The organism is Aliivibrio kagoshimensis (genome assembly GCF_050337105.1).
Lineage (GTDB): Bacteria > Pseudomonadota > Gammaproteobacteria > Enterobacterales > Vibrionaceae > Aliivibrio_A > Aliivibrio_A kagoshimensis.
Genome location: NZ_JAKJSQ010000078.1, coordinates 1 through 15343 on the forward strand (window position 1 = coordinate 1; position 15343 = coordinate 15343).

Genomic DNA, 15343 nt, shown 5'->3' on the forward strand with positions numbered 1-15343 from the left:
CATCATAACTTTCTATTGCACATCTCCAAATACTTAGTCACTATAAGTGAATAAATAACACAACAGGCAGAGCCAGTGAAATTAAGAAGTACCGCATTAGTTAAAGGTTTTAGACAATCCGCCCCCTATGTCAATGCGCATCGTGGTAAAACCGCGGTCATTATGCTGGGCGGGGAAGCCATTGCGGACCCAAATTTTGCTCATATTGTGAATGATATCTCTCTGCTCAATAGCTTAGGTATGAAGATTGTTATTGTCTACGGGGCAAGACCTCAGATGAATCACATGCTAAAAGCTCAAAATATCGACACGCCTTATCATCAAGGCATACGGATCACCGACGAACACACCTTAGAGCTTATTAAGCAAGTTGCTGGACAATTGCAACTCGACATCACCGCTCGACTGTCGATGAGCTTGAATAATACACCAATGGCAGGCACTCAAATTAATGTCATCAGTGGGAATTTCATCATTGCTCAACCGTTGGGTATCGATGATGGGGTCGATTATAGCCACACTGGTCGAGTCAGAAGAATCGACACAGATGGCATCAATAGAATGCTCAATCAACAATCCATTGTGTTACTGGGCCCTGTTGCCAGTTCTGTCACTGGTGAGTGCTTTAACTTACTCGCAGAAGAAGTGGCTACCCAACTTGCCATCAAACTCAAAGCCGATAAGCTGATTGGCTTCTGTTCAGAACAAGGGGTCATCAATAATAAAGGAGAGGTTGCTGCAGAACTGTTCCCATATGAAGCCGAAGATATTTTACGACATCAAGAGCAAGCATTAAGTCCAGATGATGGCGATATTAATGGCACCATACGCTTTCTTCGTGGGGCTATTTCAGCCTGCCGTGCTGGTGTGCCAAGAAGCCACTTAATCAGCTATAAAGAGGATGGTGCCCTGATCCAAGAGATGTTCTCGCTGGATGGCATTGGTACGCAGTTAGTCATGGAGAGTGCTGAACAAGTTCGTAAAGCCGATATCGATGACATCGGCGGAATTTTGGATCTGATCCGCCCACTAGAACAACAAGGAATCTTGGTCCGACGATCTCGTGAGCAACTGGAGCAAGAGATCAATCAATTTACCATCATAGAAAAAGATGGATTGGTCATTGGATGTGCTGCGCTCTACCCTTACCCAGATGAATATATGGCCGAAATGGCATGCATGGCGGTTCACCCAGACTACCGCGATGGAGATAGAGGAGCCCTACTGCTCAAACACCTGCTGCAACAAATTCGTTCACAAGGTCTGCATAAACTGTTTGTGTTAACCACCCGCAGCCTACACTGGTTTAGAGAGCAAGGTTTTCATGAAGTTGATGTCTCTAACTTGCCGAAATTGAAACAGAATCTCTATAACTATCAGAGACGCTCAAAGATTCTGGAGCTCTCCGTATGACGTTCTAATCCACTTTTCTCTCCGGGTTAAACGATACTGAGCAGAACCCTTGTTTAGGGACGTCCAACGCTGAATTAAACTTACTGGATAGATTTTGAAAAGCAATCAATCCCGTTAGCTCAACAATCCCATCCTCGTCAAAATATTCTCGCAGAGCCATCACTTGTTCATCAGTCACTTGTTGATCACTGTAGGTTACGGCTTCGGTGTACTCAAGAACAGCTCTCTCTTTCTCATTAAAAAGTTCGCTCTCTTTCCAGCACTCTAACTGCTCCACTTTCTCTAACGACCCACTACGTTTGGCCAGAGTCATACCATTAATATCAACACAGAAATGGCACCAGTTAATTTGAGAAACTCGCACCGTCACTAGCGAACGCAACACGGGTGATATCGGGGAGCGCTTTCTATCTAACACTCCATATAACGCCGCCACCGCAGCAAACAATTTAGGCACTCTTGCCCACAACAATCCAGGTTGCAGCACCTCTCCATATCGTCGCTTTTGGCTTATAAAAAAGGGTTTTAACCAAAGCGGGTACTGTTTTAATGCTTTCACTGTCACTCTTTGTGCCATAAAATGACTCCTGTTGCCTGTTCTTTAATCAAATAATTATTTATGGTTATTTTCTATCACCTTAATATACAGCATATTAACGTTATAAAATTGCTATTATCGTCAAGTGTTTAACAGTAGATAAGGAAATCTCGTTTGGACATTGGAAACCTTTTCAATTTAACCTCAGATATTGAGGGCAATGAACTACTTCTTGCTGTCATTAATGCCGTGCCCACTCCCATTTTTGTCAAAGATTCAGAGGGGATATACATTGGATGTAATACTGCTTTTGAACAATACATTGGTCTCTCAAAAACAGAGTTAATTGGAAAAGGGGTCTTTGACCTGTTTGATCCAAAACTCGCAGAGGTCTACTACAACGCAGACAAAGCACTCTTTGATTCCCGTGAAAAACAAATTTACGAAGCACAAGTAGGGTATGCCGATGGTAGTGTCCATGATGTCGTATTTCACAAAGCCTATTTTTCAACCCCGTCAGGAAAAACTCAAGGTATTGTCGGCGCTCTTCTAGACAATACTGAACAGAAAAAAGCAGAAGCGAAACTGGAAAAGTTAGCGTTAAATGACTACTTAACCGGTTTACACAATCGTTACTCTCTACTTAAAGAGCTCAACAGCTCAATTGACGCTATTCGAAACGAAGAGAGTCAAGTCGCCTTTATGATGCTCGATTTAGATAATTTCAAGCTGATTAATGACACCTATGGTCATCCTACTGGTGATGCTCTGTTGGTCAATGTTGCAAAGCGGCTTAAAGAGACCATTCGTTCAACGGATTTTGTTGCTCGTTTAGGCGGGGATGAATTTGCAGTGGTATTAAAAAAAACCACGACTACAAACAGTATGATAAGCATGGCTAAAAAGATCATAACTGCCTTTCACCGTCCAATTAACGTCAATGGCAATCAGTTTACTATCTCCCTAAGTTTAGGTATCTCTGTAGCCCCTATCGATGGGCTCACTAGCAGCGATCTAATGCGAACGGCAGATGTAGCACTCTATCAAGCCAAAAATCATCCAAGCCAAAAGTATCAGTTTTATTCGCACTAGCACCGTGTAAAGATCCTAGAACCCGGAGAGACTATGCTCACTCGTATCGCCCCTTTTATCTTTGTTATCCTCTGGGCTACCGGTTTTATCGGGGCAAGGTTTGGATTGAACTATGCGGAACCTATGACTTTCCTATTCATAAGGATGGTTGCTAACGTCTTGGTTTTCATTGTATTAATGTTTCTGTTTAAAGCAGCACTTCCAAAAGGTCGAGCCTGCTTTCATGCCTTTGTTTCTGGTATTTTAATCCACGGGTTTTACCTCGGTGGCACCTACATAGGTATCGCTTTTGGTATGCCCGCAGGTTTATGCTCTCTGCTTGTTGGCTTGCAACCCATCCTTACTGCCGTGTTTCTAATCAGTACTACTAATCGCTCACTTCGTCTTTCTCAATGGTGTGGTTTAGTCATCGGTTTTATCGGAATAACACTGGTGCTGCAAGGCAATATCACATGGCAATCTTATGATCATGTTGAAGGTGCTTTCTTCTTTACCATTATGGCGTTACTGGGGATCACTTTCGGCACCTTATATCAAAAAAGGTTCTGTCAGGGCGTGGATATGATTGGGGCTGCAGTGTGGCAGTATATGGGAGCTGGTCTATTATTTCTTCCTATCGCACTGACCACTGAGACCATGGTGGTTCAGTGGACACCGCAATTCATATTCACCCTACTTTGGTTGGTCTTCGCTCTCTCTGTAGTGGCGGTTTTGTTGCTGCTCTACATGGTAAAGCATGGTGAGTCCTCTAAAGTGGCCTCTGTCTTCTATCTCGTTCCCCCCACAACTGCCTTTCAAGCTTGGCTGGTATTTGATGAACGATTTGACCTGTTTGGTGCCGTTGGTTTTGCCTGCGCCGCACTCGCGGTTTATCTGGTGGTCAGAAAACCAAGCCTAACCCACTAAATCTGTTTTATAACAATAGATGCGGCAGGCCACTGGCTCGCTCAGTCTTGACTTGCACCGCACGGGAGACCACTGCTTGTGAGCCATAGAGATCCAGACGCTTCTTCGCTCGGGTCACACCTGTGTAAATGAGCTCTCTGTTTAAAATCGGAGAGTACGTCTTAGGCAGCACTAAAATGGTGTGCTCAAACTCAGACCCCTGAGATTTATGAATGGTCATGGCAAAGACCGTTTCATGATTGGGTAGCTGAGAAGGAAGCACGCCGCGAACTTTGCCGTCAGCCATCTCAAAATAGACACGTAACTTGTTATTGTCATCTAACATAGCGATACCCACATCGCCGTTGTACAGGCCTAATCCATGATCGTTTTGGCTGATCATAATTGGCCTACCTATGTACCAAAGCTCATCCACAGAGGTCTGAATCAAACGCTGCTGCATTAACGCTTTCTCTATGCGTTGGTTCAAACCAATAACGCCAAAGTCCCCCTCTCTCACTGCGCACAATAGACGTGAAGTGGCAAACGCTTTCAGTACTTTTTTCGCATCGCTGTTATCGGTAATATGTCCTAAATAACTGCGGTATTCGTTGACGACCATAGTGATCATCGCTTGATAATTGTCGTCAGTAAACTCATGAAAATTGATGTCAGAAAAACCGCTTTCCCACACTTTTTCAACCTGATAGCTATTACCAACATTGATCGCTTTTGCCAACTGACCAATGCCTGAACGGGCATCAAATCGATAACTTTTTTGCAGCATACAGAGGCTATCTGAGATGCCATTACTGCCACGCCCTTGGGGCAATGAGTATCCGGTAAGTTGGGAAAGTTTTTGCGCCTGTTGCGCGCTGTAACCTCTATCAATGAATGAACAGATATCCCCTAAAACAGCACCCGCTTCTACTGATGCTAACTGATCTTTGTCCCCCAACAGAATCACTCGCGCGTGATTTGGTAGGGCATCAAGCAGTCGAGCCATCATAGGCAGATCGATCATTGACGCCTCATCCACCACCAGCACATCTAAATGCAGTGGATTATTTCGATGATGTCTAAACTCAACCTGATTGGGCACATAGCCGAGTAGTCTGTGTAGTGTGCTTGATTCTGTAGGAATCATCGCTTTGATATCAGGTGCAACGGCCAAGGAAGTCACCGCTTGGCCAATCGATTCGGTCAATCTCGCCGCCGCCTTCCCTGTGGGGGCGACTAATTTAATGGTTAACGGCTGTTGAGATTCAGTGATCAGCGCGGCAAGTAACTTAGTAACAGTGGTGGTTTTTCCGGTTCCCGGCCCACCCGAAATCACCGAAAAACGACGCGACAGGGCGACCGCTGCCGCCACTTTTTGCCAATTTAAGCAGGCTCTTGTCGGCACTAACTGATCAAGCGGTTGTAATTCATCAAACCGCACCGCGTCGGTGAGTAGAGTATCGATTGCAGACCAATCTAACTCATCAGTGGCAACGACATCCAGCATGTCACACACCAGTTGTTGACGCATCACCTGTTGATTGGTTTCTGTTTGAGGCTTAGTCGCTAACAGCTGCAGTGCATTAAAAAGGAAGTGGTAACTTGGGGCAAATAGATCATCGAGAACTTTATGGGTTTCAGCCTCTACATCAATGGGTTGAGCCAATTTTTTCAACTGATTTGCCACGCGTTTCTCAAAATCCCAGTAACGATGTAAGTAGAGACGATCCCCGTCTATAACCATCGGAGTTGCTTGTGAACCATCAGAAAGGAACGACTCCGGTAGCAGGGTATTTACCCACTGTTCAATAACCGGAAGCTCACCCTTATCGCTCGCCATTCCATCCAGAAGCAGAGCAGATTTTGTCGCGGACAAACCAAAGAGTTGGCGACAATTTAGCTGTGATAAAATCAAACAGATATGTCCTTTACCTAGCTCAAAGCTCACCAATGCCGCCACTAATGTGGTTAAATTCTGGTTAGCTTTAGTCGCATGTAAGGAGATAAACTTGGCAAATTGGTAGTCAAGGGGGCGAATAATGCCCTGCTTTGCCAGTGACTCTAAACGCTTAAGCATTTTTGTCTCCCTCCTGTTCTGTTGGTTTACCATCAACCAGTTGCTCTAATGATTGCAGAAGTGCCTCACTCGGTTTAGCGTAAAAAATACCACTGCTCCCTTCGGCTTCAACGCCACGTAAAAAGAGGTAATAGACACCACCAAAATGGGTGTCATAGCGGTAGTCGGCAATACGGCTACGCAGAAATCGATGCAGAGCCAGTGAGTAGATCTGGTACTGAAAGTCATAGCGGTGATCACGCATCGCTTCCACTAACTGCTCGTCACGGTATCGATTAGGATCATCGCCTAGATGGTTCGACTTCCAATCTAAAACGTAATACTTTCCTTGATGTTCAAACACCAAATCAATAAACCCTTTGAGCATGCCACTGGCCGTCGAAAAACCAAGCTCTCCCGCTTTTGCTGACACACAATCATGCTGAGCGATCACCCGGTTGACTGACGCAGATGACAGCACCTCAATCGGCAACAGAAACTCCATCTCCACCAACTTCTGTTGTGGTCCTTTGTCCGCAAGTTTCAATCCTTGCCCATTCAGATCGCAATTTAGCACGTTGCTGATTAAGGTTTGCAGTACCGGTAACCACTCCAGTGAGTAGTTCTCGACATTCAGCAGTTCAGTCAATGTCGCTACCGTCTCAGGGCTGTCGACGCCATGGGTAAACTCAATCTCTTCAAACACCGTGTGCAAAAAGGTACCCGGCTGAGCGCCTCTTGGAAAAGTGTGGATGGTAAACTGCGGCTCTAATACCTCATCATCATCCTGATATTGACTATCTGCCACTTGATTGCCTGTCACTTGATTACCGGCAATTGAATCGATGTCCAGCCCACTCTCTTCCAGTACGACGCCTTCAAAACTGGGCAGTTCAGCGCCCGCTTTATGACTGGCGTGTCCCTGTTTGACTAAACCAGAGTAGCTGGTCATCCACCACGTTCTATCAATGGCTGTCTGTAACTGACGAGCTTTTAGATCATGATGTTGCTCGTCCTCTGCTTGATAGGTAAGCTCACTCAGTACAGGAGGACTCACCACGTCTATAGCGCTGTTGTTCTCGGCAAGTTTGGCCAAACAGAGCAAAAGATCATTGATGCTGCCCTGTTCTCCGTTTTGAATCAAATGGCCAATCGCACTTAAATGCAATCCAGTAGGCTCTTTGGTACTGCGGCCATTTCGTATCGGCGCCATGCCCAAAAAGCAGCCATACACAGCACGAGTCAATGCCACATAGATAAGACGTAAATCTTCTGCCAAGCGCTCTTTATCCGCTTTTATCAGTGAGTCGGGCTGTTTCGCGATATCTAAAATCGTTCGGTTCTGCGCTTCATCGTGATATTTAGCTTCTGATGCTTCTCGATAGCTGCAGACAAACGGCAAAAAAACCAAGTCATACTCAAGCCCTTTTGATTTGTGAATGGTAACGATCTGCACCAAGTTTCTCTCCGACTCTAAACGAGAGATCTGATCATCCGCATTGCCATTGGGCTCTGCGATGCTCTCAGCTAACCAACGTAACAGCCCATAATCACTGTCTAAGGTTTGGCTGGCCGCTTGCAGTAACTCTCCAATGTGCATCAGATCGGTCAAGCGACGTTCTCCGCCCTCTTCAGCCAACAGTCGTTCCGCTATCAACGCTTTAGACATCACACTGCGCAGCATAGGTAAGACACCACGGCTCGACCACAGTTTTCGATACTCTCGGAATTGATTAACCGCTAACTCCCACTCAATCTCATCACGATTTAAGTTATCCAACGCCGTCGCTGTCAGTGCAAACAGACCCGATGCCAATGCCGCCCTTAATGCTCTATCATCTTCTGGGGTTAATACCGCTTGCAGCAGTCGCTGAATGTCCGCCGCTTCACTGGATAAAAAGACACTGTCACGGTTAGAGAGATAGACACTGGCGATGCCCTGTTTCGCCAACGCCGCTTTAATCAATTTTCCTTCACTTCCTGTACGCACCAAAACCGCAATATTGCCCGCTTGAATCGCTTTTTTCTGCTCACCATCTTTAAAGTAAGCCGTGCCTTTTTGAGATTGAGATTGGGTTAATAGATCTTGAATATGCGCTGCGGTGGATTGCGCCATCTGCTGCTGATAATCCGCTTTGGTGATCGGTTTGTCGTCACTGCTCTCTTGATGCCAAAAAGTGAGGGATTTTTGCGGTTTATCATCTAAATACCAGCTACGCTCACTCGCTTTCGGGCTGTGGTTCACCGATAAAAATTGAATGTCTTGATCGTAGATAAACGGCGAACTGGCAGAAGAGAACAGCGAATTCACCGTTGAGATCATATCAGCAGTCGAGCGCCAGTTTGTCCCTAGGGTATAGTGATCCACCACCTGACGACGCGCTTGGATATAGGTAAAAATATCCGCGCCACGGAAGGCGTAGATGGCCTGCTTGGGATCACCGATCATAAACAGGCCACACTGATTGTCGCCCTGTTGATGGTAGATACTATTAAAAATAGAGTACTGCAGCGGGTCGGTATCTTGAAACTCATCGATCATCGCAACCGGGTAGAGATCCCGTATTCGCTCAATCAAGGTATTATCTTCATCGTGATCAATAGCCGCAGAGAGCTGAGTCAACAGATCATCGAAGGATAACCACCCTTTACGCTGTTTCGCCTGCTCTAACAGAATACGACACTCGGCAATCGCGTGAGCCATTAACGGTTCACGAAGAGTTGCGGGGTGATCCAACAGTTCAGCGACAGCATCAAACACCAAGTGTACTGGAGCCTCACCTTTGGCTGTTTTCTCAATCAGCGTCTGTTGGTGAAATTTCTCCAGTTTATCTGGCAGTTCATAGTTGCTGGTCGGCAAACTCGCCCATGTTGATACCTGACTCAGCCAGGTCGGCAGACTCTTTTTGGTGTAGCTACGCTTATTCACTCCGGACGCTGAGATTAACGCTTCAAAATCACTGCTGTGTTGATTCCACAGCGCTTTAAAGGCGTCAATTCGTTGTAGATTAGATTGATGCAGCGCAGAGAGTGACTCACTTAACGCCTCGACACTTAAGGTCACCGGTGCTCCGGTCAAGCTGCCAGCAATCTCTTTCAGTAGCGCCGCAGGTGACGGCCAGATATTTCTCACTTCAACGGCAATCTCAGCAGACAGATGATAAAAATTGCGACGCCAATAGTCCGCGGTAACTTGGTTTTTCAGTTTTGATTCATCGGTGACAAATTCACTATCAAACCGGCTGCCAGATTCAAACGCATTCTGAGTTAACATACGCTGACAAAATCCGTGAATGGTGTAGATGGCCGCTTCGTCCATCTGACGTTCAGCATGCAATAAAATTTTGGCTGCGGTTTTATGATCAGCGATCTCATTCAGCAAAGGTTCAATCACAGGATCGCTGCTCACGCCTCGACTGAACGCCAAGCGCGCATCATGAATTCTGGCCCGAATACGATCCCTTAGCTCAGCCGTGGCCGCTTCGGTAAAGGTCACCACAAGGATTTGATCCACCGTTAACTCAGTTGGATGCGCATTTGGCCCACCATGACCCAAAAGCAGTCTCAAGTATAAACTGGCGATCGTAAAGGTCTTTCCTGTGCCTGCTGACGCTTCGATCAATCGAGGCCCAAACAGTGGAAATGTCATTGGGTGGAGCGTATTTGGAATCGCAGCTTGTATCATCAAACATCACCGTCTATCTAAAAGGGTTATTGACTATTTCTCTTGCTTTTGGCTCTCTTGGCTATTGACTACGGCCGCTTGCAATACTCGGCTGGCCAGTTGTGACAGCTGCTCATTCAGCGGTTCGCTCCATTCGGGCCATACTCGACGTATGTAGTCATTCGCCCCCTCCCCAGCAAACAGGTAACCATCGTTAAAACAGGTTTGACGCTTTTTATCCGCCTGAAGATTGGTTTTTTCATCACTCTTCCACTCACCATCACGACCGATGTGCGCTTCAATGCCTGCCAGTGCCGTTTTAGGAAAGTAAGGAAGAGGCTGTGTTAGCCCTTCATAGTAAAGTGAAATCACCTCTTGAAGATAGCTTTTGGCCTGCTCTGATCCTAACGCTTGATATTGCAAATGGGCATCGGTTCCGACCAAATGTGTGCGCTGTTCGATGCCCATTGCAGACAAACAGACATGGTCAAGCCAAGCGGTTAATCTATCTTGTGCACGAACTTTACCGCTGCGATAACGAACCAAACCACTGCCGTAACGCTGCTTAAGCCAGCCCAGTAACTGCACCTTTTCACCCTCAATCATCAAGGTTAACTTTACCTCTTGATCGGGCTGTTTGCTAACGAGTAACGGCGCGATGTCATCCACTAAATTGGCCACCTCTTCGCGAGTATGTGCTAACTCCAATTCACCAAACGCTGAAATTGGCAGTGTACCCGCCGCGCGCTGTTCTGCCGAAAATTGGCTAAATAGAGCATTCTCATCCGCTCCCTCTTCATGCGATTTTAGCTGTTGTTCCAGCAATTCATCACGTAATAGATAACCATCTAGATGATTTAGAATAAAGGGTTCGTCATCGTCCATCACGCCCATCGGCGGCTCAAAATACACCTTAAGACGGCGATTGAAGAAGTATCGGACTGGCAGTATCCAAAATCGTTGCAGCTCAGCCAAATCAAGTGTCTCTTCCGTTTTCTCCCCTTCGCTCGCGTCATTGTCAGTTAATGGCGTTTGCTGAAAGGATTGTCCTGCTTGCCCTTCCCTAAGCGCCGCCGGTAACCACTCAGCGGCATAGCTGGCTTGTTCACCTTGAAACGCTGATGAACTAAAAGGAACCAGTGGGTGATGGGAAGTTAGCCATTGAGAGAGCGCTGTCGCGGACTGGTCCACTGGCAAGGCGTGATCACCCAATACACAGTAACCCTGTTGGCAGTACTCAATCAGTTCTGAGACCAACACTGAAGGCACTTTCTCACTGTTATCTTGAATTGAACGTCCGACATAACTGATGTAGAGCGTCTGTTGCGCCGATTGAATCGCTTCCAAAAAGAGATAACGGTCATCATCGCGGCGAGAGCGATCCCCTGCAATCGTGCGGCCATTCATCAAGTCAAACCCTTCAGGCGGGATGTTTCTCGGATAGGCGCCATCATTCATGCCCAACAAGCAGACCACGTCAAAAGGAATAGAACGCATTGGCATTAAGGTACAGAAGTTCACTTGTCCGGCTAAGAAGCGTTGACTCACTCGCTCCCCAGAGAGTTTATCTTGCAGATAGTGGGTTATTACCGCAGGGGTTAGTGGCTTCTGATAACCAGCGTCTGCTAACTGCTGCTGCAGTCGGTGTAGGCAGTCTCGTATCGATTTGAGGATTAATTCACCATCCAGCTCCACCTCAAACAGATCATCAATCAAGCTCATCAGTGTGTCATTCCAAGAGGAGATGGATTGCGTCAGTGACAAGCGATAACGGTAGTGAATCAGCTGATCGATAAAGCTGGCTAACTGACCGGCATGTTCGGCACTTAACCCTTGCACTTGGTCATAAGCTGAAATGCCGCTGAACAGACCCGCATCATGAGGCATGGCATAACCGAGTAACATACGCTGAATACCAAACAACCAACTGTTTTGTTGCTGCTGCGGCAGCTCAAATTGACTGGCGGTAAACTCATCCAGCCCCCAGCGAATGCCAGACTCCTCAATCCAACGCTTCACTAACTCAAAACTGTTGGCATCAAAGCCAAATTTGCTCATTACTGCAGGCACTTCCAGCAGCTCTAACATCTCTGATGCGCTACAGCGACTTTCCGGCAACACAATCAAACGCAAGAAGGCTTGCAGAAGCGGGTTCTCTTGTTCTGCGGTTCTGTCAGAGATGGAGAAGGGGATATAGCGATTACCTGGTGCATTACCAAATACCGCTTGAATCGCCGGGCTGTAGCTGTTGATGTCCGCTACCATCACAATGATGTCACGAGGTTTGAGTTTAGGATTAGCATCAAACATCGCCAACAGCTGATCGTGTAGCACCTCCACCTCACGCATCGGGCTGTGACACGCATGAATGGCTAATGAGTGATCATTAAGTTCAATCTCAAATTTATGTTGACTGGAGTCTAGAATTTCATCGTTTTGGCGATCTTCTAAATCTAAAATGTCTCTTTGTATATTGTGCAGCAGCGAATCTCTCTCTATCTCAACAAATGCTTCAACTTCTTGAGCTTCCATCTCTGAGATAAGATAAAAGTTATCACGCCCTAACTTGCCCATCGATGCCAACAGACTATTACCAACAGCATCCAAGTGCTGCTCATCCAATTCGTTCTGCTCAATGGTGCCTTTTAGCTGATCACGCTCTTCGCCGTACTCACTGTGATCATCCAACCACTTGATGTTCAACCGCTGTTTAGCCGCTAACCGTGCTAAATAGTTACGATCGCGAATATCTCCCCAGTAGTAACGACAAGGGTTAGTACACATCAGATGCACATCGATATGTTGACCGAGCGCTGCTAATGCATCCATATAACGCGGTGGCAGTGAAGAGATACCAAACACAAACAGGCGTTTGGGCAGTCCTTCAGGCAGATCACTGCCATGCTGAGAATAGGCGTCCAACGTTTCAATAAAGTGCTCATACAAGTTGGCACGATGATAGGGAGATTGGTCCAATGCTAATGTCTGATCATACAGCGCTTGCCACAACAGGGGTTGCCAGGCATGTTGCATCTCGCCCTGTTCGCCATCAATAATCTCAGGCTGCAGTTCCGCAACGGACTCTCCCGCTTCCCATGTTTTGATCCACTCAGGGCGATACACTAAATATTGATCAAAAATGTCAGCGATTTTTTCCGACAGCTGATAGAGTTTTTGACCATCAATGTCTTCGGCTAAATAGCTTTTCAGTGGGGAAAATTCGGCACGTTCTAACTGTTGTGGCAACACATCCATCAGTTTCCACGTCATCGCCTCTTTGTTAAAGGCACTACGCTCAGGCACGTCTTCCAACACTTTGGTAAACATGGTCCAGATAAAAGTCGCAGGAAGCGGGAATTCAATATTGGCGGCCACACCAAACGATTTGGCCAACTCCATTTTAAGCCACTGAGACATGCCAGGGCTTTGAACGAGAATTTGCTCTTTTTCAAAAGGATTTTCGACGGGATTAAGGCTGATGAGTTCAACCAATAACGATTTTAACAGATCCAGTTGATTCGAATGATAAACAGTAAACACGCGGCGATCCCGTCATTAAATATGCTCTACCTTGATTGTCTATCACCTTGATCAAATGAGCAATATTTAATGGTTGAGATTGCCTAATAGTCACCCTCCCAATAAAACAAATTTACTAAGGAGGGCACATTACACCTTCTATCGATAAGGCGGTTAACCCGCAATTGGCCGGTGGTCACTGTGGATTTTAGGCACACTTTTAATCAACATATACAGACATGTCGTGGTTAAACAGAAGCCTAAATAGATCACAAGCCCCTGCTTATAGCCATTAAATATCTGCGCGATAATTGGACCACACACTGAACCCACGCTGTAACTCAATAGCATCACTTCAGTGGCTGACACTATTTTCTCTTTCGCTAACGCGTCACACGCTAAGGTGATGGCTATTGGATAGAGTGCAAAAGAACACGCTCCCAGTAGCAAATAACTCATCGCCATCAACATAGGCAGCTGCGCATTCATCACACCCATAATGCCTACGGTACCAAACAGACAGAACAACGCCATCAATAAGCTTTTACTCATTCGGGTCGACAAGAAACTCACTAACGGCTGTACCAGCATGCCACCAAGAATGATGCACGCCATATACATTCCCGTCTGATTCGCATCCACTAATCGAGTGCTGATGTACATCGGCATTAAGCCATATATTGGCCCCAGCAATAGCCCCGAAACCATACAACCAATCAATGCAGGTCGACTTAATCGTTTCAGTTCATGTAACGTTATCTTCTCAGAACTGCCGCACTCAGGCTGACCTCCTTTGATCAACAACGGAGGCAAGATAGCCACCAATAGTAAGATCACAATACAGAAGTAAGGCAAGAATCCCACGACGCCAAAGGGAACGATACCCAATTGGCCTAATGCACTACCACCGTACAGTGACGTCATATAGAGACCTAAACGTTTCGCTCTCTGTTTAGCAGAATCGGCCATTAACAACCAAGACTCCACAACGACAAAAATACCCGCTACAGCAATACCCGCCACAAAACGAGCGGATAACCAAACTGCCGCTTGTGGCATGACTAACATCGCCACAATGGTAGAGATTAATAGGCTAAGAAACAGAATAAATGCGGTTCTGTGGCCTATTTTTGACACTATACGTTCTATGCTGGTTGCACCAACCAACAGGCCGAGATAATAGATACTCGCCAACCATGGCACTAAACTGTGGCTTAACTCAAACGAGCTGAGTGACAGCGGAATCAAGCTCATTAAAAAGCCTGAAGCAACAGCAAAAAACGATAGACCAACTACCGGAACAAAAGTGCTACTTTTATGATTGTTAATGGCGAGCATTGTCACCTTTTATCTCCTTTAATGTACTTTTACACTACCTAGACATCGGTTTATTAGATAGTGAACCTGTGAATTTTCGATGAATGTATTCCTGTTCATATACGATGTCAACAAGATAAATACCCTATTAGTAAATAAATATATAGAAAGATATTTTTACAATTAAAATCAGATACATACAAGTAACCACTCATATGAAAACTTCATTCATCCTTAACAATAATGTTCACAAAATACGATCTAGTCGTCAAAGAAAGGAGAGAATTAACGCAGAAAAAAACAAAAAAGATAATCACACAAAATACTAGCTGCGAAGCAGATAGAAAACTAAACTGTCATTTATACAACTAAAATACTCGTAATCACTTGAGATTTCCCACGTAAAGATGGGTTTTTAAAAAGAAGTCAGGATGAAGTGTTGCCCTCTTATATGATGCTAAACAAGTCGCATAATTAACCCCATGTTTTTTTGAGACATCACCGACAATTTTTTTGTAATTATGAAATTTATGAAAAAGTGTGATCTTTAAAATGATCAAATAGTAATAATCAGCAGTACGTTTTTATAATAAAGGAATAAGAGGCATACTTAATTTAATAAAATCAATGCAATACAGTGAATTACTACTAATTATAGAAATACTCTTAATTCATCGCCAAAAGCACCATCACCCTAGAGCACGGCTTGCTTGCCCCCCTCTTCACACCAACCTGTCTCATATTTAAAACAAACAGCGTCTCGCATGAGGATATCAATCAATAACAAAACAACAAATAGAACCAACTTATTGATTATTAACAAAAACATTAATTACCGGATTTATATTATATTTTATAC

The 15343-nt window shown here is 45.4% G+C and carries 8 protein-coding genes; 3 read left to right on the top strand and 5 right to left on the bottom strand.

Translation table 11 applies throughout. The features are described 5' to 3' along the window. The first annotated feature begins 75 nt into the window (after positions 1-75). Positions 76-1413 (top strand): amino-acid N-acetyltransferase, encoded by a 1338-nt coding sequence (gene argA / locus L4C32_RS17895; protein ID WP_428198262.1) that lies wholly within the window; start codon positions 76-78, stop codon positions 1411-1413. Between the two features lie 4 nt (positions 1414-1417). Here the strand turns inward: argA and L4C32_RS17900 are convergent, their stop codons facing one another. Next, positions 1418-1990: a carboxymuconolactone decarboxylase family protein gene (locus L4C32_RS17900; RefSeq protein WP_428198263.1), complete on the bottom strand. Its 573-nt coding sequence runs from the start codon at positions 1988-1990 to the stop codon at positions 1418-1420. Positions 1991-2125: 135 nt separating this feature from the next. Here L4C32_RS17900 and L4C32_RS17905 point away from each other — a divergent pair, with 135 nt between their 5' ends. Together L4C32_RS17905 and L4C32_RS17910 are read left to right on the top strand one after the other, a co-directional pair. Further along, positions 2126-3043: a diguanylate cyclase domain-containing protein gene (locus tag L4C32_RS17905; RefSeq protein ID WP_428198264.1), complete on the top strand. Its 918-nt coding sequence runs from the start codon at positions 2126-2128 to the stop codon at positions 3041-3043. 33 nt (positions 3044-3076) lie between these two features. Continuing rightward, positions 3077-3949 (top strand): DMT family transporter, encoded by an 873-nt coding sequence (locus L4C32_RS17910; RefSeq protein WP_428198265.1) that lies wholly within the window; start codon positions 3077-3079, stop codon positions 3947-3949. 7 nt (positions 3950-3956) lie between these two features. Here L4C32_RS17910 and recD read toward each other — a convergent pair whose 3' ends face one another. The 4 genes from recD to L4C32_RS17930 all read right to left on the bottom strand — a co-directional run bounded on the left by recD (position 3957) and on the right by L4C32_RS17930 (position 14505). Continuing rightward, on the bottom strand, positions 3957-6005 hold the full coding sequence (recD, locus tag L4C32_RS17915; protein ID WP_428198266.1) for an exodeoxyribonuclease V subunit alpha: 2049 nt from the start codon (positions 6003-6005) through the stop codon (positions 3957-3959). Continuing rightward, a complete protein-coding gene (gene recB, locus L4C32_RS17920) occupies positions 5998-9669 on the bottom strand; it encodes an exodeoxyribonuclease V subunit beta (protein WP_428198268.1) in 3672 nt (1223 codons plus the stop codon). Before recB ends, recD begins: the two co-directional genes overlap by 8 nt. Positions 9670-9702: 33 nt before the next feature. Further along, complete coding sequence (recC, locus tag L4C32_RS17925) at positions 9703-13188, bottom strand: exodeoxyribonuclease V subunit gamma (protein WP_428198267.1); 3486 nt, start codon at positions 13186-13188, stop codon at positions 9703-9705. 153 nt (positions 13189-13341) lie between these two features. Then, positions 13342-14505, bottom strand: a complete 1164-nt coding sequence (locus L4C32_RS17930) for an MFS transporter (protein WP_428198269.1) — start codon at positions 14503-14505, stop codon at positions 13342-13344. Positions 14506-15343: the final 838 nt, after the last annotated feature.